At 69.7% G+C, this 21,602-nt stretch carries 14 protein-coding genes and 1 pseudogene; 10 read left to right on the top strand and 5 right to left on the bottom strand.

The annotated features are described in order from the left end of the window. The 3 genes and pseudogenes from ACFV0Q_RS20340 to ACFV0Q_RS20330 all read left to right on the top strand — a co-directional run. Positions 1 to 338: FGGY-family carbohydrate kinase (locus ACFV0Q_RS20340; RefSeq protein WP_385007239.1), on the top strand; the 338-nt coding region annotated here is incomplete at its 5' end. A gap of 82 nt (positions 339 to 420) precedes the next feature. After that, positions 421 to 1,932, top strand: coding sequence for an L-arabinose isomerase (araA, locus tag ACFV0Q_RS20335; RefSeq protein ID WP_385007237.1), 1,512 nt, complete (start codon positions 421 to 423; stop codon positions 1,930 to 1,932). Positions 1,933 to 2,211: 279 nt separating this feature from the next. Next, a pseudogene (locus ACFV0Q_RS20330) lies at positions 2,212 to 2,699 on the top strand (SpoIIE family protein phosphatase); the annotation flags it as partial. A gap of 31 nt (positions 2,700 to 2,730) precedes the next feature. Here ACFV0Q_RS20330 and ACFV0Q_RS20325 read toward each other — a convergent pair. Beyond that, positions 2,731 to 3,855, bottom strand: a complete 1,125-nt coding sequence (locus ACFV0Q_RS20325; protein WP_385007243.1) for a GDSL-type esterase/lipase family protein — start codon at positions 3,853 to 3,855, stop codon at positions 2,731 to 2,733. Between the two features lie 61 nt (positions 3,856 to 3,916). Continuing rightward, positions 3,917 to 5,947 carry an alpha-L-fucosidase gene (locus ACFV0Q_RS20320; protein WP_385007235.1) on the bottom strand — a complete coding sequence of 677 codons (2,031 nt, stop codon included), beginning with the start codon at positions 5,945 to 5,947 and terminating at the stop codon, positions 3,917 to 3,919. 292 nt (positions 5,948 to 6,239) lie between these two features. Here ACFV0Q_RS20320 and ACFV0Q_RS20315 point away from each other — a divergent pair, with 292 nt between their 5' ends. Further along, positions 6,240 to 6,962, top strand: a complete 723-nt coding sequence (locus tag ACFV0Q_RS20315) for a FadR/GntR family transcriptional regulator (protein ID WP_385007233.1) — start codon at positions 6,240 to 6,242, stop codon at positions 6,960 to 6,962. A 24-nt stretch (positions 6,963 to 6,986) separates the two neighbouring features. On the opposite strand, the gene ACFV0Q_RS20310 is transcribed toward ACFV0Q_RS20315, so the two are convergent. Next, entirely contained in the window at positions 6,987 to 8,909 is a 1,923-nt protein-coding gene (locus tag ACFV0Q_RS20310; RefSeq protein WP_385007231.1) for an alpha-L-fucosidase, read from the bottom strand. 643 nt (positions 8,910 to 9,552) lie between these two features. On the opposite strand from ACFV0Q_RS20310, the gene ACFV0Q_RS20305 reads away from it, so the two are divergent. From ACFV0Q_RS20305 to ACFV0Q_RS20280, 6 genes are all read left to right on the top strand, one after another. Continuing rightward, positions 9,553 to 11,010 carry a non-reducing end alpha-L-arabinofuranosidase family hydrolase gene (locus tag ACFV0Q_RS20305; RefSeq protein ID WP_385007241.1) on the top strand — a complete coding sequence of 486 codons (1,458 nt, stop codon included), beginning with the start codon at positions 9,553 to 9,555 and terminating at the stop codon, positions 11,008 to 11,010. Positions 11,011 to 11,255: 245 nt separating this feature from the next. Next, a complete protein-coding gene (locus ACFV0Q_RS20300) occupies positions 11,256 to 13,241 on the top strand; it encodes a beta-galactosidase (RefSeq protein ID WP_385007229.1) in 1,986 nt (661 codons plus the stop codon). Between the two features lie 16 nt (positions 13,242 to 13,257). Continuing rightward, positions 13,258 to 15,393, top strand: a complete 2,136-nt coding sequence (locus tag ACFV0Q_RS20295; RefSeq protein ID WP_385007227.1) for an alpha-galactosidase — start codon at positions 13,258 to 13,260, stop codon at positions 15,391 to 15,393. A gap of 44 nt (positions 15,394 to 15,437) precedes the next feature. Beyond that, positions 15,438 to 16,952 carry a glycoside hydrolase family 43 protein gene (locus ACFV0Q_RS20290; protein WP_385007225.1) on the top strand — a complete coding sequence of 505 codons (1,515 nt, stop codon included), beginning with the start codon at positions 15,438 to 15,440 and terminating at the stop codon, positions 16,950 to 16,952. A 44-nt stretch (positions 16,953 to 16,996) separates the two neighbouring features. Further along, positions 16,997 to 18,751: a cellulase family glycosylhydrolase gene (locus ACFV0Q_RS20285; protein WP_385007223.1), complete on the top strand. Its 1,755-nt coding sequence runs from the start codon at positions 16,997 to 16,999 to the stop codon at positions 18,749 to 18,751. A gap of 183 nt (positions 18,752 to 18,934) precedes the next feature. Then, complete coding sequence (locus tag ACFV0Q_RS20280; RefSeq protein WP_385007222.1) at positions 18,935 to 19,951, top strand: LacI family DNA-binding transcriptional regulator; 1,017 nt, start codon at positions 18,935 to 18,937, stop codon at positions 19,949 to 19,951. 106 nt (positions 19,952 to 20,057) lie between these two features. Here the strand turns inward: ACFV0Q_RS20280 and ACFV0Q_RS20275 are convergent, their stop codons facing one another. Together ACFV0Q_RS20275 and ACFV0Q_RS20270 are read right to left on the bottom strand one after the other, a co-directional pair. Next, positions 20,058 to 20,774, bottom strand: coding sequence for a hypothetical protein (locus ACFV0Q_RS20275; RefSeq protein ID WP_385007220.1), 717 nt, complete (start codon positions 20,772 to 20,774; stop codon positions 20,058 to 20,060). 123 nt (positions 20,775 to 20,897) lie between these two features. Next, the coding region (locus ACFV0Q_RS20270; protein ID WP_385007218.1) for a beta-galactosidase trimerization domain-containing protein at positions 20,898 to 21,602 on the bottom strand (705 nt) is incomplete at its 5' end.

Genomic DNA, 21,602 nt, shown 5'->3' with positions numbered 1-21,602 from the left:
AGTTCATCGTCGCCGGCGGACTGACCAAGAACGAACTGCTGATGCAGATCTACTCCGACGTGCTGCGCCGCCCCGTCTCCCTCGCCGCGTCCGACCAGGGCCCCGCCCTCGGGTCGGCCATCCACGCCGCCGTGGCCGCCGGCGCGCACACCGACGTACGAGCGGCCACCGCCGCCATGGGCCGCCGACGGCCCGCCGTCTACACGCCCGACGCCTCCCGAGCCGACGCCTACGACGCCCTCTTCGCCGAGTACCGGCTCCTGCACGACCACTTCGCCGCCGGCGGTCTGCTGCACCGCCTGAGGAACATGCGCGACACGGCCCACACCACGGGCTGACCCCGCCCCGCTGCTCCTTCCCGCTCCCCCACCCGCCCGCCGCCCTCGCCACCGTTGCGGGACGTCACCTTCAGGAGTCCATGTGCCCAGCCACACATCGCCCGCCCAGGAAATCTGGTTCCTCACCGGCAGCCAAGGCCTGTACGGGGAGGAGACGCTGAAGCAGGTCGCCGACCAGTCGCGGCAGATCGCCACCGCGCTGGCCGACACCTCCGGCATCCCCGCGCGCGTGGTGTGGAAGCCGGTACTGACCGGCGCCGACGCCATCCGCCGGATGTGCCTCGACGCCAACGCCGACGACCGGTGCACCGGGCTCATCGCCTGGATGCACACCTTCTCGCCGGCCAAGATGTGGATCGCCGGACTGGACGCGCTGCGCAAGCCGCTGCTGCATCTCCACACGCAGTCGAACGTGGCCCTGCCCTGGGACACCATCGACATGGACTTCATGAACCTCAACCAAGCCGCGCACGGAGACCGCGAGTTCGGACACGTCCAGGCCCGTGTCGGCGTACCCCGCAAGACCGTGGCCGGCCACGTCACCGACCCGGTGACGACCGGACGCATCGCGGTCTGGGCGCGGGCGGCCGCCGCACGGTCCGAACTGGCCACCCTCAAGGTCGCCCGCTTCGGCGACAACATGCGCGACGTGGCCGTCACCGAGGGCGACAAGGTCGAGGCCCAGCTGCGCTTCGGCGTCTCCGTCAACACCTACGGCGTCAACGACCTGGTGGAAGTCGTCGACAGCGCGGACGGGACCGAGGTGACTTCCCTCGTCAAGGAGTACGAGGACCTGTACCACCTGGCGCCGGAACTGCGATCCGGAGGCGAACGGCACGACTCGCTGCGCTATGCGGCCCGCATCGAAGCCGGCCTGCGCACCTTCCTGGAGACGGGCGGCTTCGGGGCCTTCACCACCAACTTCGAGGATCTGGGCGGACTGCGCCAGCTGCCCGGCCTCGCGGTCCAGCGGCTCATGGCCCGGGGGTACGGCTTCGGAGGAGAGGGCGACTGGAAGACCGCCGTCCTGCTGCGCGCCCTCAAGGTGGCCGCCACCGGCCTCCCGGGCGGCACCTCCTTCATGGAGGACTACACCTACGACCTGACACCCGGCAACGCGCTCATCCTCGGCGCACACATGCTGGAAGTCTGCCCCACCATCGCGGCCGCCAGGCCCGGCTGCGAGATCCACCCCCTGGGCATCGGCGGGCGGGAGGACCCGGTTCGCCTGGTGTTCGACGCCGCGCCCGGACCGGCCGTGGTGGTCGGCCTCGCCGACCTCGGCGACCGGTTCCGCCTGATCGCCAACGACATCGACGTGGTGACACCCCCTCACCCGCTGCCCGCCCTGCCCGTCGCCCGCGCGGTCTGGCGGCCCCACCCCGACCTGCGGACCTCCACCGAATCCTGGCTGACGGCCGGAGGACCGCACCACACCGTCCTCAGCACCGCCCTCACCTCCGACCACCTCGACGACCTGGCAGAAATGCTCCGCCTGGAACTCGTCCTCATCGACGGGACCACCACCCCGAAGCAGTTCCGGCGCGATCTCCGCTGGAACCAGGCGTACTACCGGCTGGCACAGGGGCTGTGAACCCAGTACGCAGATAACTTGATGTCCATTATCCGACACGGAACGTGACCGTGGCGCGGACCGGACTGAGCCGACCCACTCTGGAAACAGCCGCCGGAATCCGGTCCTGGCGAGCACCGCCGTCCGCACGGAGGCGTGGCGCGTGGAGATGGCTGCCGAGCAGGATGCCCCGACCGCCGCTGTCGTGGTCGACCCGGACGGCATGGTCAGCGGCTGGAGCGAGGGCGGGCGGCTGCTGCTGCTGGGATGGACGGCGGAGGAGACCGTGGGGCGGCCCGTGACCGACCTGGCCACGGCCTGCGCGCCTCGGCCAGCATGGGCCGGCTGCGCACGGCGGTCCGCACCCTCGCCGACATCGGCACTGCCGCCGGACGAGCTGCTGACCCACCTTGACGATCTGGTCCTCCACCTGTCCAGCGATCTTCAGCCCGCCGGCCACTTCGAGCCGACGGGCGAGTTCGAGGCGACCTGCCTCTACGCGGTCTACGAGCCGGTCTCCCGCCGCTTCACGCTGGCGAGCGTCGGCCATGCTCCCCGAACGCCGCACCGACGATGCCGCCCAGCTGCTCGCTCGGACTCATGCGCTGGATCCCCATCGCGTCGCCGCCTGGGACGTCGAGCCCGACCCCGCGCAAGTGCCGCGCGCCAGGAAGTTCGCCGTCGACCAGGTGGAGGCCTGGGGCCTGGAGGAGGCGTCGTTCGTCACCGAACTGGTCGTCAGCGAGCTGGTCACCAACGCCATCAGGTACGGCGAGCCGCCGATCAGGTAGGCGCGCTTGGACCGAGCCCCGCGGGCCGTCACCAGCCCGTCGGCAGACCAGTGATGAACGAGGTGAGCCGGTCGGCGATGAGCCGGTCGTCATGGGCCGAGTAGTGCCAGTCGCAGCCGAGGAAGTCCAGGCCCGAGTCGTCGAGGAACCAGTAGCGGACCCCGCTGTCGCCGGCGTCGTTGCGTGCCGTGACCACCTGCTGGACATGGCCGGCGTACGGGCCAGCGCCGACTGCCACGATGGTCGTCCCGGCCCCGTAGCGCGTGCGCAGCTTCTGGAGGAAGTCGCCGTAGGCGCTGCGGTAGCCGGCCGCGAGGCTGTCGGGCGTCCACGGCTCCCCCGGGTTGACGGCGGTCGAGAAGTCGTTGGTGCCGAGGTTGACCACCACGAGCCGAGGACGCCAGGTGCCCGGGTTCTGCCAGACGTCGCCGGACACGTTCAGCAGGGCGCGGTCGTAGAAGGTCCGGTACGTGACGTCCCGCGAGCCTCCGTTGTAGTTGCGCACCATGCCGAGGCCCGCATAGCCATTGATCTGGTAGTCGGCATTCAGGTGCCGGGCAGTGAGGGCGCCGTAGCTCACATCGGCGTTGGTGTTTCGCTTGATCTGGTCCCAGGTGCAGGTGCGGGAGGCCGAGAGGTTGCCGTAGCCCACTGTGAGGGAGTCACCGATGAACTCGATCTGACGGCTGCGGGCCGTCGGTCTGCCCAGGACGGCGCCGCCGGGCGTGGCCAGGAAGCCCCCGAACGCGCTGGTGTCCGCTGGGCTGTCATTGCGCTTGACGAGCCGGACGGTGTGCTCACGGTCCTGCAGCCCGTTGATCCAGTGCGTGGTGTCGCCGGGCGTGACCAGCGTGGCGACAGTGGCTCCGTCGACCTGGACGTCGTAATCGGCGGCCGAGTCGCCCAGCACAATTCCCACGCCGGTGCCCCTGACGCGGCCCTCGAAGTACACGCCGGGCCAGCTGTACTGCACCGTGTTCCCGGCGTCCTTGACCCGCCCCGCGGTGTGCACCTGCGCCAGCGCTCCCGACGCCGCCGCCCGCGCCGGCCCGGTGGCGCCGAGTCCGCTCAAGAGCGCCGCCGTCAACGCGGTCACCGCGACGAGCACCCCCGTACGCCTTCCGCGCCCCCACCACCACGCGCCGAGTGTCATAGGCATGCCATCTCTCTGCATTCGCGTCCCCTTCACTGAGTGCGGCAACGGGCTCCACCGGCTACAGCGCGGTGAACGTCCACAGCAGGTTGGCGCTGCTGCCGTAGGTCCACTGCTTCGCGCTGGAGCCCGAGTCGGCGTTGCCGCCGCCGTCGAGGACCAGGCCGGTGGTGCGGTTGGCCATCGAATGGCGGTCGCCGCCCCGGTGGGTGATGGTCCACTGCTGGTTGGTGCCGCCGTTCCAGGCGGCCTGCCTGACGGCGGAGCCGTTGGCGGTGGCGCCCCAGCCGTCGGCGACCATGCCGTTCGTGCGGTTGACCAGCCTGTAGTAGCCGTCTCCGACAGTCTCCGCATGCCACTGGAGGTTCGAACTTCCGTCCCATGTCCACTGCTTGAGGTCGGAGCCGGGGGCCGGCCGGAGGGAGGAGAGGGTGCCCGGACCCAGTCCGGCCGCGGTCAGTCCGGCCGCGGTGTGGTCGCCGACGGTGAGGACTGCGGCGTTCCCGGTGTAGTTGACGTCCGCGAAGGCGATGGCACCGGCGAGTGGCCGCAGGCCGGGGATCGTGCCGGAGAAGTGGAGCTTCAGGACGTAGGCGTTGGCGCTGTACGGCGCCGAAGGCGGCAGGGTGACGGTGAGGCCGGAGGCGTTCTGGGCCGGCGTGGGCAGGTCGATGGAGGTGCCGGCGGTGGAGCCGAGGAGTTTCACGGAGGCCAGCGACGAGAGGTTGATCCGGTCCGAGCTGAGCGTCTTGATCGTCAGCGAGCTGCCGGGCCAGCCCAGGACGGTGGCGTACAGGACGTTGCCGGGCTTGTTGCGGGTGAACCGGATGTCCTGCGCGGTGCCGGCGTGCGGGGTGGTGAACGAACCGCCGCCCATCTTCGTCGGGCCCTCGCCGTACGCCGTCCAGGCGCGGGTCGCGTACACCGACTCCCCGAAGCGCTTCAAATGGTCTCCGATGCCGAGCAGGATGTCCTTCTGCGCCTGGGGAATGGTGCCGTCGGCCATCGGCGCGATGTTCAGCAGCACGTTGCCGTTCTTGCTGACCCGGTCGATGAACGAGTGCAGCATCTGCGGGACGCTGTAGTAGCCGATGCCCTGCGTGTAGGACCAGCTGCTGCTGGAGATGCTGTCGTCGGTCAGCCAGTACGGGGCGGTGAGTTCGGCCGGGCCGCCGCGTTCGTAGTCGAAGACCTCACCCTTGCCGTTCATGCCGTCCTTGTACGTGGCGACGACCTCACGGCCCCATCGGCCGGCCTGGTTGTAGTAGTACGCCAGGAAGTTCAGGCGCTGTTGCTCGTCGACGGTGTCCAGCTTGAAGTCCTGCCACAGGATGTCGGGCTGGGCACGGTCGATGACCTCTTTCAGCTTGTCGTACCAGAGCTGGTTCTGCGCGGCCGGACCCAGCTGCCCGTAGAGCTTCTTGAGGCTGCCGTCCGTCTGCGCGGGGACGAATTCGTAGAAGCCGTTGTAGTGGTACGCGTGGTGCATCGCCACCAGCAGCTTCAGGCCCCTGGCGCGTACGGCCCTGGAGAACAGCGCCAGCAGGTCGAGACCAGGGCCCTCCTTCACCGAGTTCCACTCGTTGACCTGGCTGTCCCACATGGAGAAGCCGTCGTGGTGCTCGGCGACCGGGCCGGCGAACCTGGCGCCGGCGTCGACGAATAATTGCACCCACTCGTCGGGGTCGAACGTCCCGCCGGCCGACTTCAGCTCCGGGGCGAACTTCACGGTGTTGCCCGTCAGGTCCCGCGCCCCCTTGATGAAGTTGTGGTACGGCCATGCCGATGGCTGGCCGTAGGTCGCGATGTGATGCTGGTTCGCGTTGCTCCCGGCCTGGTACATGCCGCGCGGGTACCACTCGTTGTCGAAGGCGGGGACGCTGAAGACACCCCAGTGGAAGTAGATCCCGAACTTCGCGTCCTGGAACCACTCCGGAGCCGGCGGGTGCTGGTCGACCGAGTTCCAGTCGGGCGTATACGAGCTGGGCGCCGCCCCGGCGGCGTCGGCACTGCACACACCTCCGGCAACGGCCGCCGTGGCCACGCAGGTTGCGGAGGCCAGGAACCGGCGTCTGTTGATCGAGCTCGACATGGACACATCCCTGGTGCGAAAGGGGAAAGGGCGAATGCAGGGCCACGATGAAGGTCGACCATGTCGCCATGGGATGTCAACCAGCGTGCAGGGATGAATGTCACCACGATCGCGGATGATTAGCCTGATTTGACTGGATCTAGCGCGCATTGCGATCACGTAAACATGGCATGTCTTGCCGTGCGCGCATCCCCGTATGATCAGCACGTCCCGGCGGCCTCTGGGAGGATCTCCGCACTCAGAGGTCGATCAGGTCGGACGTGCCGGCGGGGCACGGTGGGAGGGGTGAGCGGTGTCTCTGACGGACAAGGCCATCGAGCGGATCCGTGAACTGATCCGGACCGGCGCCCTGCCGCCGGGCTCGAAGCTCCCACCGGAGCAGGACCTGGCCGCACAGCTGGGACTCTCCCGCAACCTCGCCCGCGAAGCGGTCAAGGCGCTGGCCGTCGCACGGGTCCTGGAGGTCCGGCGCGGCGACGGCACGTACGTGACCAGCCTCCAGCCGAGCCTGCTCCTGGAGGGGCTCGGCGGCGCGGTGGAACTGCTGCAGGGCAACTCGGTCGCCCTGCAGGACCTCATGGAGGTGCGGCGGCTCCTGGAACCGGTCGCCACGGCGCTGGCCGCGACCCGGATCACCGACGCCCAACTGGCCGAAATAGAGGCCCACTTGGATGCCATGCGCGAGGCCCGCGACGACATCGAACAGCTCAACGCCCACGATGCCGCCTTCCACCGCGCCGTCGTCTCGGCCACGGGCAACGAGACCCTCCTCACCCTCCTGGAAGGGATCTCCGGCCGCACCCTGCGCGCCCGCATCTGGCGGGGTCTGGTCGACGACAAGGCCGCGGACCGCACGCTCGCCGAGCACGAGGCGATCTTCCACGCACTGTCCAGCCGTGACGCCGCCCTCAGCCAGGCGGCCGCACTGCTGCACGTGAGCAACACCGAGCAGTGGCTGAGGCAGCACCTGCACTCGGGCGAACCCCTCCCCTTCGGGCCGACAGCGCGGCAGTGACGGGCGGGCACTGCCCGTCCGGACCTACGCGCTCCAGACGGGCCGGTCGTAGACCTCCAGGCTGCGGATCGAAGCCCAGGCACCGCTGGAGAGACCGGTGACGGTCACCCGCACATAGCGTGCCTGCGCGCGGAAGACGGACATGTGCACCTGGCTGGTGTCGGTGGTGGCGGTCATGTCCGCCAGGGTGGTCCAGCCGACGTTGTCAGTGGAGCCCTCGACCCGGTACCGGTAGTTCGTGGTCGCCGACTCCCAGGCGATACGGGTGCCGGTGAGCGACCTCTCCGACCCCAGGTCCACCTTCAGCCACTGTCCCGTGTCGCCGTTGTCCGCGCACCAGCGGGTGGCGGTGGAGCCGTCAACGGCCTTGGCCGCGGTGTTGCCCTTGGAGGTCTCCTCACTGCTGGCCGTGGCCGTCTTGCCGGCGGCGATGTCGGCCGGCTGCACGGAGCGGTCCAGGGTGACGCCGACGAGGCTGTCTTCGGGTATGCGGGTGCGGTTGATGCCCGTGACCGTCACCCTGCCGTCCGCGCTGACGGTGTACGGCAGGCCGGCGCCCGTGGCGACGTCGAAGACGCGGGTGACCTGTGCGTCCCCGATGGACGGGGTGGTGAAGCCGGTGCCGCTGTAGCCGGGCAGCAGATGGACGTAGAAGGTGCTGTCCTTGTACGTGAAGCCGTACTGCCCGTCCACCGGTTGCCACGGTCCGCCGCGCGTGCCGTAGACGGCCTGGCCGCAGGCGGAGAGGAAGGAGCCGACCCTGCGCACCGCTGCCGCTTGATCAGCCGGTACCGCGCCCGTACGGTCCGGGCCGACGTTGAGCAGGCAGGTCATGTTCCGCACCCAGGCGTTGACCAGGACGTTCATGATCTCGCCGAAGCTCATCACGGACGCACCGGACGTATGACCCCAGGCACCGCCGATGGTGAAGCACTTCTCCGCCAGCCTGCCGGTGCGGATCGCTCCGCTCGGCACGGAACCGCCTTCCTCGCTGGCGAAATCGCCGATCCAGCCGGAGCGCAGGGTGGTGACGATGTCGGGCTGGTGCTTGCGCACCATACCGGTCAGCCCCAACGGCCTGCCGGTGGCGGAGTCGGAATCGCCGTAAGCCGAGTCCACCGGCCACTCGTTGGACGGGGAACGGAACTTGCCGGGCTCCCAGAAGAAGGCGGCGTCCGCGTCGGTACCCGTCTGGCCGAGCCAGCCGCCGTCCCACCACAGGTCGTCGATCTTGCCGTACTGGGTGACCAGTTCCTTGACCTGCTGGTACACCTCGTTCTTCATGATCCGCGCATTCTCCTTATGCGCGGGATCGGTGACGTAACCCCACTTGTTCGGCAGGCAGTCGGTGCCTCGGACATCGAAGTAGCCGGGGTAGCGCCAGCTCAGCGGTGAGTAGTACAGGCCCACCCTCAACCCGGCGGCGCGCACGGCGGTGACGTACTGGCTGACGAAGTCGCGCCGCAGGGGCGCCTGTCCGGCATGCCAGGCGTTCGGGTGCGTGGACGGCCACAGAGCGAACCCGTCGTGGTGACGGGCCGTGAGCACCGTGTACTTGGCGCCCATGTCCTTGGCCAGCTGCGCCCAGTCGGCAGGGTTGTACGCGGTGGCGGTGAACTGCTCGCCGTTGGCCTCGGTGACGTACTTCCTGTAGTTCTCCGGGGTGATGGCGGCGTTCTCCATGTACCACTCGCCCTTGGCCGGGCCGGAGTAGACACCCCAGTGGATGAACATGCCGAGCCTGGCGTCCTGCAGCCACTGGACCTTCTCGTCGGACTGCTGCTCGATGTCCAGGTCCGACTTGGGGATCCGCAGCGGGAGAAGGGGCACCGGCTGCGAGGAAGAGGCAGCGTGCGCCGGGGTCGCCAGCGTCGGCGAGACGGCTGCGGCAACCGTCATGGCGGCCATGCCGGTCAGCACTTTGCGGCGACCGATCGGTTGGGACAAGGCTCTCTCCTGACTGTTCGCAGAACACCACGGACGGTGTTGCGGCGCGGGTGGGGAGCAGGCATCGGGAGGGCACCCGGCGGTGAACCGCGTGCCGCCGCACCATCCGTGAACATGGGATGTATTAGTAGGTGCGGAGGGGGATTCTGTCCATAGGTGGGACATGAATCCCTAAACTCACAGGAGTTGAGGATCTCCTCACGGTCACTCTGCACTTGTCATGGGATGTATCTATCTTGGGCATCTATTGACGAGGGCATTCCGCATGCCTACTGTCCTGCGACGGAACCCGGTCATGCCGACCCGGACCAGCGATCCGGAGCCGGGTCGCCACCATCGAGGGCCCACCGCCGACCACACCGGCTGCGACAGCCTGGACACCGACTCCGGCCCGGTACCTACTGCGAGGCACCCCACTGCGCAGACCCCCGGCGTCCTGTGAGACGGGCATGCCCGGCGGACGTTCGGTATCCACCCGACATCCACTTCAGCGCGGCTGACCCTGCCTCGGGGGCACACCCCTGCGGACGGGCAGCCGCACGCGACAGAGGAGACACAGATGAAGGGCGTGCTCAGGGCATGCAGGATCCCCTGGACGGGGCGCGGAAGGCGTTCGGGGGTGCTCGTCGTGGTGACCGTGCTGATGGCGGGGCTCTTGAGCGGGCTTGGCGCCGTGGGGGCGGCGCGGGCCGCCGCGGTGGATACGCGTGCGTGGTATGTGCTGGTGAACCGTGGCAGTGGCAAGGCGCTCGATGTGTCGGGGGCGAGTACGGCCGACGGGGCGGCCGTGTCGCAGTGGGCGCGTCATGACGGGGCCAATCAGCGGTTCCAGTTCGTCGACTCGGGTGATGGTTACTACCGGCTGAAGGCGCAGCATTCGGGCAAGGTGCTGGACGTCTACAACTTCTCCACCGCCGATCACGGGGACATCGTGCAGTGGACCGATGGGGGCGGTGTCAATCAGCAGTTCCGGCTGGCGGACTCGCGGGACGGTTATGTCCGTCTGGTCAACCGCAACAGCGGCAAGGCCGTCGAGGTGCAGAACGCCTCCACCGCGGACGGCGGCAAGGTCGTGCAGTACACCGACTGGGGCGGAGCCAACCAGCAGTGGCAACTGGTCCGCGTCGACAGCGGCGGCGGCGCGCTGCCGTCGACGTTCCGGTGGTCCTCCAGCGGCGTCCTGGCCGGCCCGAAGCCGGACGCCCAGCACTCGGACGTGACGGCGATCAAGGACTTCTCGATCGTGCGGTACAACGACCAGTGGCTGACCTTCGCGACCACCGCCGGCCCGTCCGGCTGGGGTCTGGCGCAGTTCAACTTCAGCGACTGGTCCCAGGCCGCTTCCGCGCCGCACACCTACCTCGACACCTCGCCCATCGGACCCGGTTACCGGGCCGCGCCCCAGGTGTTCTACTTCGCGCCGCAAAACCTCTGGTACATGGTCTACCAGACCGGCCCGCCCACCTACTCCACCAGCACCAACCCCGCCGACCCGCACTCGTGGTCCGCGCCGCGCCTCCTCATGTCCGAGGAGCCGCAGATCGTCAAGGACAACAAGGGCCAGGGCACCTGGATCGACTTCTGGGTCATCTGCGACACCACCAACTGCCACCTGTTCTTCAGTGACGACAACGGGCACATCTACCGCGCCCAGACCGGCCTGGCGAACTTCCCGAACGGCATGGGGAACACGCAGATGACGATGTCGGACACGAAGAACAACCTGTTCGAGGCGACCAACGTGTACAAGGTCTCCGGCGGCGACCAGTACCTGCTGCTCCAGGAGGCCATCAGCAACACCTCGGGCCGGCGCTACTTCCGCTCCTTCACCTCGACCAGCCTCACCGGCAGCTGGACCCCCTTGGCCGCCACGGAGAACGAGCCCTTCGCCAGCCGTAACAACGTCACGTTCCCCGGCGGTGTCTGGAGCGAGGACATCAGCCACGGCGAGATGGTCCGCTCCGGCAACGACCAGACCCTGACCGTCGATCCGTGCCGACTGCAGTACGTCTACCAGGGCATGGACCCCAAGGCCCAGGGCGACTACATCCGCCTGCCCTGGCGGATGGGTCTGCTCACCCAGACCAACTCCCGCTGCTGACCGCCCGGTTCAGCACGACTGTCGAAGCGCTTCGATATTCCCGTTCTCCCTGGTGGGATGCCAATTGACCAGCAGCGGAAGCCGTCTCGGGGTAACGGGCCCTTGTTTCACGCGAAACTTGTCCGTTACCTTGCGTCTGGAAGTGAAGCGCTTCGACAGCCTCCAGATGGCGAACGAGTACTGCCGCGACCAGCCCTGACGGGTCGCCAGAGCACGACTCCACACTCCGCACCCAAGGAACCGTCATGACGACTCGTAGCATCACCGACCGCCTGGGCGGCCTGGCCTTCGGCGGGGACTACAACCCCGAGCAGTGGGACGAGCCGGTCTGGAAGGAGGACGACGAGCTCATGCGCCGGGCCAGGGTCAACCTGGCCACGGTGGGCGTCTTCTCGTGGGCCCTGCTCGAACCGGAGGAGGGACGCTACGACTTCGCCTGGCTCGACGCCCACATCGACCGCCTGCACGCGAACGGCGTGGCCGTCGACCTGGCCACCCCGACCGCTTCTCCGCCGCCGTGGTTCACGCTGGCCCACCCCGATGCGCTGGCGGTCCGGGCCGACGGCACCCGCCTCGTCCACGGCAGCCGCGACACGTACTGCCTCGCCTCCCCCGCCTACCGCAGCGCGGCCCGCCGGATCGCCTCCGCGCTCGCCGAGCGATACGCCGACCACCCCGCCCTCGCGCTGTGGCACGTGCACAACGAGTACGGCACGCTCTGCTGGTGCGACCACACGGCCGCCGCTTTCCGGGTGTGGCTGCGTGCCCGCCACGGCTCACTGGACGCCCTCAACGAGGCCTGGGGAACGGCCTTTTGGAGCCAGCTCTACACCTCCTGGGAGCAGGTGCTGCCGCCGCGCGCGACGCAGTACCACAAGAACCCCGGCCAGACGGTGGACTTCCACCGCTTCTGGGGCGACGAGATCATCGCCGCCTACCGCGAACAGCGCGACGCGATCCGCGCGCACAGCGACCGCCCGGTGACGACGAACCTGATGCTGCCCTACTACCTGAGGCTCAACCTGTGGGCCTTCGCGCGCGAACTCGACGTCGTCGCCTCCGACCAGTATCCGTCCGAACCGGGTCTGGACTCGGCCGCCCACGTCGCCTTCTACGCCGACCGCTCCCGCTCCCTGGCCGGCGGCCGCCCGTGGCTGCTGATGGAACAGGGCACCAGCACCCTCTACGACGGCGACCAGGTGCTCGGCAAGGAGCCCGGCGAGATCCTGCGCCACAGCCTCGGCCACATCGCGCGCGGTTCGGAGGGCGCCCTCTTCTTCCAGTGGCGCCAGTCGCGGGCCGGTGCCGAGACCTGGCACTCGGCGATGCTGCCGCACGCGGGGCCCGACAGCCGGATCTTCCGCGAGGTCACCCGGACCGGCGAGGCGGTCGCCCGGCTCGGCGAGCTGGCGGGATCCACGGTCACCGCGCCGGTCGCCGTACTCGACGACCCGGATGCCATGTGGGCGCTGGAGGTGGACGGCCTGCCCTCCGCCCGGCTCGACTACCACGCACCGCTCGCCGAGGCGCACCGGGCGCTCTGGGACGCGGGCGTCACGGCCGACTTCGCCCACCCGGAGCACGAGTTGAGCGGCTACCGGCTGGTCATCGCCCCGTCCTTGTTCCTGCTGTCCGACCAGGGCGCCGAGAGCCTGCGCCGTTACGTCGAGGGCGGCGGCACGCTCCTGCTCCAGCACGCGAGCGGATTCGTCGACGGCCGGGTGCACGCCAGGCTGGGCGGCTATCCCGCGGGCCCGCTGCGCGAGGCGCTGGGCATCCGCGTCGAGGAGCACCGGCCGCTGCGGACGGACGAACGCATCACCCTGTCGGACGGGTCGCACGGCACGGTCTGGAGCGAGTCCCTGCGCACCGAGGGCGCGGAGACGCTCGCCACCTACACCCACGGCATGCTCACGGACGGCCCCGCCCTCACCCGGCACCGCTTCGGCGCCGGGCAGGGCTGGTACCTCTCCACCTGCCTGGACGACGCCGACTACGCCGCCCTGGTCGGCCGCCTGCTGAAGGAGGCCGGTGTCGAAGCGGACGCGCCGGGCCTGCCGGCCGGTGTCGAAGCCGTCACCCGACGCGCACCCGACGGCCGGCGCTGGCAGGTCCTGCTCAATCACACCTCCGAGGCCGTGCCGTTGCCCGCCCCCGCCCACGACCTGCTCACCGATGCCCTCGCGCACGAACTGCCGCCCGGCGGCTGCGCGGTTCTGCGCGGGCACTGACCCCGAAAGGGCCGACATGACCAAGGAACGAGGGACCCTCCATTGGGGGCACGAGGCCCTGCACCTCGAGATCGTCGTCGATGACGACGGCAGCCCGCGCCTCACCCACCTCGGACTGCCCGGCGAAGTGCCGGGCACCCCCGGTGCGTCCCTGCCCCTGGTGGAGGTGACGGCCGCGGGTCACGGCCGTGGCTGGTCGGGCGACCGCCTGATCGGGACCGATCTCGGCGGGCGTCTGCGCCACCGGAGCCACCGCGCGACCCACGACGGCGACTGGCACACACTGACCGTGCACCTCCACGATCCGGAAACCGGGCTGGCCGCAGAGGTGGTCTACCGGTCGCCGAACGGCATCCCCGTGCTCCGCAGCGAGGTGACCCTGCGCAACGAAGGGCAGACCACGCTGCACCTGGAGTCGGTCAGCTCCCTCTCCGTGGGCTGCCTCACCCCGCAGGCTCCAGAGGCCATCGACGCCGCGGACCTGCTGTGGGCGGAGAACGACTGGCTCGCCGAATGCCGCTGGCGGCGACAGCCGATGCGCCTCACCACACCGGCCCACGGCGGACGGGTGAGCCGCGCGAACGGCAGAGCCGGCTTCGCCCTCAACGGACAGGGCACCTGGTCGAGCTGCGGACGCCTCCCCATGGGCGGACTGACGGACCGGCGCACCGGCCGCACCTGGGTGTGGCAGATCGAGCACAACGGCGGGGGCTGGCGATGGGAATGCGCAGAGCACGACCAGGCGGTCTACGCGGCGCTGTTCGGTCCCGTCGACACCCACCACGGCTGGCGGCACTCCCTCGAACCCGGCGCCGCCTTCCGCACCGTACCCGCCGCCCTGTCCTTCAGCGCCGACGGCGGCCCCGACGCCGCGTTCGCCGCACTGACCCGCTACCGCCGCGCCCAGCGCCGCCCGCATGCCGACCACCAGCACCTGCCGGTCATCTTCAACGACTACATGAACTGCCTGATGGGCGACCCCACGACCGAGAAGCTGCTGCCGCTCATCGACGCGGCGGCCGACGCGGGCGCGGAGTACTTCGTGATCGACGCCGGCTGGTACGACGGCGACAACGGCGGCTGGTGGGAGGGCGTCGGCGCCTGGGAGCCCGCCGCCCTCCGGTTCCCCGGGAGCCGCGGGATCCACGAGGTGCTGGACCGCATCCGGGAGCGGGGCATGGTTCCCGGCCTGTGGCTGGAGCCGGAAGTGGTCGGCGTACGCAGCCCCACGGCCAAGTCCCTGCCCGACGAGGCGTTCTTCCGCCGGGACGGCGCCCGCGTCACGGAGGCCGGACGGCACCACCTGGACCTGCGCCACCCCGCCGCCCGCGCCCACCTGGACCAGGTCATGGACCGCCTGGTCGGCGAGTGGGGCGTCGGCTACCTCAAACTCGACCACAACATCGACCCCGGCTCCGGCACCAGCGCCCACCCCGGCGAGACCCCGGGCGCCGGCCTGCTCGGCCACAACCGGGCGCACCTCGACTGGCTCGACGGCGTCCTCGACCGCTACCCGCACCTGGTGCTGGAGAACTGCGCCTCCGGTGGCATGCGCTGGGACGACGCCATGCTCTCGCGTACGCAGCTGCAGTCCACCAGCGACCAGCAGAACCTGCACCTCTACGCGACCATCGCGGCTTCCGCGCCCACCGCTGTCACCCCCGAACAGGGTGCCGTCTGGGCGTACCCCCAGCCGGAGGACTCCCTCGACGAGGTGGCCTTCACCATGGCCAACGCGCTCCTGGGCCGGATCCATCTCTCCGGCCGCATTCCCGAACTCGAGCCGGAGGCCCTCGCCCTGGTCCACGAGGCGATGGCGGTGTACAAGGCCATCCGCGCCGACCTGCCGCACGCCGTGCCGTCCTGGCCACTGGGCCTTCCCGCCTGGGACGACCCCTGGATCGCCCTGGCCCTGCGCACTCCCGCCACCACCTACCTCACCGTCTGGCGCCGCCCCGGAACCGACCCCACGGCGACGCTCCGCCTGGCCCACCTGCGGGACACCGCCGCCCGTGTCGACCTCCTCTACCCCTCGGCAGGCCGGGCCGTTTCCGACTGGATGCCCGGCACGGCCGAGCTGTGGCTGACCCTGCCCACCGCGCCGTCCGCCGTCCTGCTGCGCATCACCCCCGAGGACCGCGGCCCTTCCTGAACCACCCCACGCCCGCATCACGCATCGACGAGAGGACCCATCGGGTGCCCCCACCGCACCGGCCGGACGGACGCTCCGCCAACCCCGTGATCCCCGGCTTCCACCCCGACCCCAGCGTCTGCCGGGTCGGCGACGACTACTACGTGGCCTGCTCCAGCTTCGAGTACTTCCCAGGGGTGCCGCTCTTCCACAGCCGCGACCTGGTGCACTGGACGCAGATCGGCAACGCCCTCGACCGGCCCGAGCAGTTGCGCCTGCCGGCGGACATGCCCTCCTCCGGCGGGATCTACGCCCCCACCCTGCGCCACCACGACGGCCGCTTCTGGCTGATCGTCACCAACTGCAGCGAGGGCGGCGGCAACCTGATCGTCACGGCCACCGACCCCGCCGGACCGTGGTCGGACCCCATCCGGGCGCCGGGTGTCCCCGGCATCGATCCCGACCTGGTCTGGGACGAGGACGGCACCTGCTGGTGCACCGTCGCCGGGGTCTCGCAGGTCCGTATCGACCCGTCCACCGGGCAGACGTACGGAACACCGCACAGGCTCTGGTCCGGCGGGCCCGGCGCCAAAGCCCCGGAGGCGCCGCACCTGTACCGCATCGGCGACTACTGGTACCTGCTCATCGCCGAGGGCGGCACCGAACGCGGCCACGCCGTGTCGATCGCCCGCGCCCGTACGCCCGCCGGCCCGTTCGAGCCGTGCCCGGCCAACCCGATCCTCACCCACCGCGGCACCGACCACCCCGTCCAGAACACCGGGCACGGCGACCTGGTCCAAGGCCCCGACGGCTCCTGGTGGATGGTGCTGCTCGGCGTCCGACCGGGCGGCGGCACGCCGGGCTGGCACGTACTCGGCCGGGAGACCTTCCTGGCCCCCGTGACCTGGGTGGACGACTGGCCGGTCGTCGGCGAGGTCACCCTGGACCTGCCCGAGCTCCCGTGGCCGCTCTCCCCCGCCCCCGTCGAGGACCAGCGGGACGACTTCGAGCTCCCCGGACTGCGACCGTCCTGGATCTCCCTGCGTGACCGGCCCGCCGAACACTGCACCACCAAGGAGCGCCCCGGCTGGCTGACCCTCCGCGCGCGGGGCGGCTCCCTGGACGAACCCGACGTGGTGTTCACCGGCCGCCGCCAGCAGCACCTCACGTGCCGGGCACGGACCCTGGCCGACCCGGCGCAAGGGCGCGGTGGCCTCGCCGTACGGCTCGACGAGCGGCACCACTACGCGATCGAGGCGTCCGGCACGGAGGTACGGGTCATCGCGCGCGTCGGCTCCCTGCGCACGGTAGTGGCCGCACGGTCCGTGCCCGCCGGGCCGGTGGTCCTGGCCGTCACGATCACGGAACCGCCGTCTGCGCACGGACCGTGCACCGGACCCGACGTCGTCTCCCTCGGCGTCGAACAGCCCGACGGCACCTTCACCGAGCTCGCGACCCTCGACGGCCGCTACCTGTCGACCGAGGTCGCCGGCGGCTTCACCGGCCGCGTCATCGGCATGTACGCCGCGGAAGGCACCGTCCACTTCGACTGGTTCGACTACGAGCCCCTCGACGGCTGAACCATGCGCCCCTCCTCTGTAGGACCGACCGAAAGGCATGACCCATGAAGGACATACGGCACCCCGCGCAGCACCGCAGCCGGGGCCCGGGCCGTCTGGCCGCCCTGCTGCTGACGCTGGTCGTCATGTCGGGGCTGACCGGCGGTGCCGCGCTGGCCGCGCCCGCCGCTCACCAGAGGCCGTCGCGGCCGGTGGTCCGGGTTCCGGACAACCCCATGGACGCCGTCGCGCGGATGCAGCCCGGCTGGAACCTTGGCAACACTCTGGACGCCATTCCCAACGAGGATTCGTGGGGCAACGGGCAGACCACCAAGGCGACGTTCGAGAAGGTCGCCGCGGACGGGTTCCGCAGCGTCCGTATCCCGGTGACCTGGAACGACCACCAGTCCGCCACCGCGCCGTACACCATCAACGCCACCTACATGGCCCGCGTCAAGCAGCTCGTCGACTGGGCACAGGACAGCGGCCTGTACGTCGTGCTCAATGTCCACCACGACTCGTGGCAGTGGGTCTCGAAGATCTCCACCGACCACGACAACGTGGTCGCCCGCTTCAACACCACCTGGAAGCAGATCGCGGTGGCGTTCCGGAACGAACCGCGCACGCTGGTCTTCGAGGGCATCAACGAGCCGCAGTTCGACAACACCACGGAAGAGCAGAAGACCAAGTACCTGAATGAGCTTCAGGTCTCCTTCCACTCGATCGTCCGCTCCTCGGGCGGCGCGAACACCTACCGCCTGTTGTCGCTGACCACGCCGTTCGGCAGCGGCGATCAGGCTCACATGGACCAGCTGTACAAGACGATCACTTCGCTGAACGACCGTCAGCTCATAGCGCAGGTGCACTACTACGGCTGGTACCCGTTCAGCGTGAACATCGCGGGCGGCACCCACTACGACGACGTCGCACAGAAGGGCCTGGAGGACTCCTTCGCCGCCATGCACCGCACCTTCGTCGCCAAGGGCATCCCGCTCTACATCGGCGAGTACGGTCTGCTCGAGTACCCCAATCACTTCCAACCCTCCCGCATCGAGCGCGGCGAGGTGCTGAAGTACTACGAGCACGTGGGCTACGGGGCACGCAGGTACGGCATCACCACCGCCCTGTGGGACCCGTTCGGCTACCTGAACCGCGACACCCTCGAGTGGCACGACCCGGCACTGATGAACTGGATCAAGTCGGCCTGGACCACCCGCTCGGGCACGGCCTCCTTCGACAAGGTCTTCGTGCCGAAGTCCAGCCCGGTCACCGCCAAGTCGCTCACCCTGAACCTCAACGGCACCAGCTTCCGAGGGGTGTGGCAGGGCGGTACCAAGCTGGCCGCGGGACGGGACTACACCGTCTCCGGCAACCAGCTGACCTTCACAGCCAAGGCGTTGACCCGCCTGGTCGGCAACCGCGCCTACGGCGTGAACGCGACGCTCCAGGCACGGTTCACCCGTGGACTCCCCTGGAACGTCGACATCGTCACCAACGACGTTCCTGCGTTGTCGGACGCCACCGGAACCACCGACTCGTTCGCCGTTCCCACCCAGTACCGGGGCAACGACCTGGCGACCATGCACGCCACGTACGCCGACGGCAGCAACGCCGGCCAGACCAGCTGGACCCCGTACCAGGAGTTCAACCAGGCCTTCTCGCCGGACTACCCGAACGGCGCGATCATCCTGACCCCCGCGTTCCTGAACGCGCTCCGCGACGGCGACACGGCGACGCTGGTCTTCCACTTCTACAGCGGCTCCACCGTCACCTACCACGTCACCAAGTCCGGAAGCTCGGTCACCGGTACGGTCTCCTGACGCTCCGCGCCCTCGCTCTGGCCGCCCGCTCCCCGGGCGGCCAGAGCACGTCCCAGACTCACGTCGAAGCGCTTCGACGCAGAGATGGACACGCGCCCAGGCTGACGCTAGGGTCGGCGTATATTACACGCGTGAATGAGGCGCGCACACCGTCGAAGCGTTTCACAAAGCTGGGAGAGCTGGATGGTAACCCTCGCCGAGGTCGCCCAGCACGCCGGAGTGTCGGCGAGCACGGTGAGCTATGTCCTCAGCGGCAAGCGGTCCATTTCCTCGACCACCCGGCTACGGGTCGAAGAGAGCATCCGCCACCTGGGATACCACCCGAACGCCGGCGCGCGGGCCCTGGCCAGCAGCAGGTCGAACATCATCGCGCTGATGGTCCCGCTGCGCACCGACATGTACGTGCCGGTGATGATGGAGATCGCCATCGCGGTCGCCACGACGGCCCGGGCGCACGGGTACGACGTGCTGCTGCTGACCGGCGAGGAGGGTCCCGACGCCGTCCGCCGCGTCACCGGCAGCGGGCTCGCCGACGCGATGATCCTGATGGACGTCGAACTCGACGACGAGCGGCTTCCGTTGCTGCGCGGCACCACCCAGCCGTCCGTGCTGATCGGACTGCCCGCCGACACCGCAGGACTGACCTGCGTCGACCTCGACTTCAAGGCGACCGGCGCCTTGTGCGTCGAGCATCTGGCCACGCTCGGCCACCGCGACATCGCAGTCATCGGCGAGGCCCCCTCGGTCTACGAACGGCACACCGGCTTCGCCGAGCGCACCCTCGACGGACTCCGTTCCCGGGCACGGGAATTGGACATCAAGGTGTTGCACCGGCCGTGCGGGGGCGGTTACGACGCGATGGCCGTCACCCTCGCCCGCATCCTCGACGAGCGCCCGCGCACCTCCGGATTCGTCGTGCAGAACGAGCAGGCGGTCGAGCCGCTGCTCACCCTGCTGCGCCGACAGGGCCGCGCCGTGCCCGAGGACGTGTCGGTGATCGCGATCTGTCCGGACCAGGTGGCCGTCCAGGCCTCGGTGCAGCTGACGTCGGTCTCCATCCCCGCGCAGGAGATGGGCCGGCACGCGGTGGAGCGTCTGATCGCCAAGCTCGACGGCCGCGGAACCGACGACGTCCTGCTCATCGCACCCGAGCTGACGGTACGGACGAGTACGGGGCCGGCGCCCTCCGCCGCTTCCTGACCCGCACCGACGTCGAGGGGTCCCTTCGCGGAACCACAACGCACTGCGGGCCGAGGCCGACCGCGCCCGGGGAAGGGCGCGGACCGGCCTCGGCCCAGATGTTGGTTCAGCCGCCGCTCACAGTCAGGCTGTTGGTGGTGAAGTTCAGGCCGCCGGCCGACGAGGTGATCTCATAGCCGAACTGGACGTCGCCGATGGTCTCGTTGCCGGGCATCCAGCCCTTGGTGTACGCGATCCAGTTGAGGATCGGCTTGACGTCCACGGTCCCGGAGTTGGAGTCGGACGTCCGCAGGAACGAGAACACCTGGTTCGACCCGTTGGTGCCCTTGTAGACGCTCCAGTTGTGGCCGCCGAGCGTGACGTTGGCCTGCCAGCTGCCGATCGGGCCGACGGGGCCGTTGTAGTTGACCCAGAGCATGATCTCGTACTGGTGGTCGGTGTCCCAGATGTCGTACGACGTGTTGTACGCGCCGGACGACGGGACGCTGACGTTGTAGTTGCTGGTGAGCCAGCCGAGGGAATCGATCGTCTTGTTGATCGTTTTCGTCGAGTTGGGGTAGGACTTGATGCCGCCGGTGTTGGGGTGGCTGGCCCAGACACCCCAGCCGGTGCCGGAGTTGGCCCAGATGCACTGGCCGCCGGCGCCGGAGCCCCAGATGTTGTTGTAGAGCTTGTAGCCGTCCAGGCTGGTGCCGCCCCACGGGTCGCAGGAGTTCCAGACTGCTGCCGAAGCGGGGGCGGAGGCCAGGCCGACGGTGGCACCGAGAGCCATCGCCGGCGCCAGCACCGCCATGGTGATCTTGCGTATCGCGTTTTTTGCCATGGTGTCCCTTCCATGGGTGGGGGGAATCGTGAGGGTGCTACCACGCCCCCTGGCGGAGGACGTGGTCCTCTCCGGCGACGAGACCGATCGGCTGCGCGTCACCGGAAGAAGTACTGAGCGCGGTCATGGACGGAGGACCGCCACGCCGTAGCGGCCGAGGGTCACCCGGTCGGTGACGGCCGTCCCCGTCAGGAGGTCGTGGTGGGTGCCGGGTACCTCGACCGTCACCGGCTCGCGGCCGTGGTTGAGCACGAACAGCGCCTCGCCCCGGCGGACGGCCTCGACCTGTTCGGGGAGGCCTTCGAGCACCGGCCGGACGCCGGCGTCGGAGGCGATCCGGGCCAGCAGGTCGCGCAGCGCCTCCGGCTCCGGGAGCGTGGAGACGTACCAGGCCCGGCCCTTGCCCAGGACGGCGGGCAGCCCGTCGAGTTCACCGCCCTTGTACGGCACGGTCTCCTCGGCGGTGCCGTCGCCCTCCAGCTCCTCGGACCACAGGGACGCTCTGAAGCCCTCGCAGGTGACGGTCTCCCCCGCGTCCAGCGGCCACCACTCGTGCAGGGTGCGGATGCCGAACAGCTCGCGCAGCCGGGGATCCATGCCGCCGGCGCGGACCCGGTCGTCCTCGTCGGCGACACCGGTCTGGAAGCCGCACACGAGGGTGCCGCCCCGGCGGACATGGGCGAGGAGGTTGTCGATCGCCGCGTCGGTGAGCACGTACAGCTGCGGCACGACGACCACGGAGTACGGCGTCAGGTCGTGCTCGGGGTGGGCGAAGTCGGTGGTGAGGTGCGCCTGCCAGAGGGCTCGGTGCCAGGCGCTCAGGATGCC

Source organism: Streptomyces sp. NPDC059564, from assembly GCF_042735575.1.
Lineage (GTDB): Bacteria > Actinomycetota > Actinomycetes > Streptomycetales > Streptomycetaceae > Streptomyces.
Note: the sequence above shows the minus strand (reverse complement) of the source record. Positions and strands in the feature narration are given on the sequence as shown.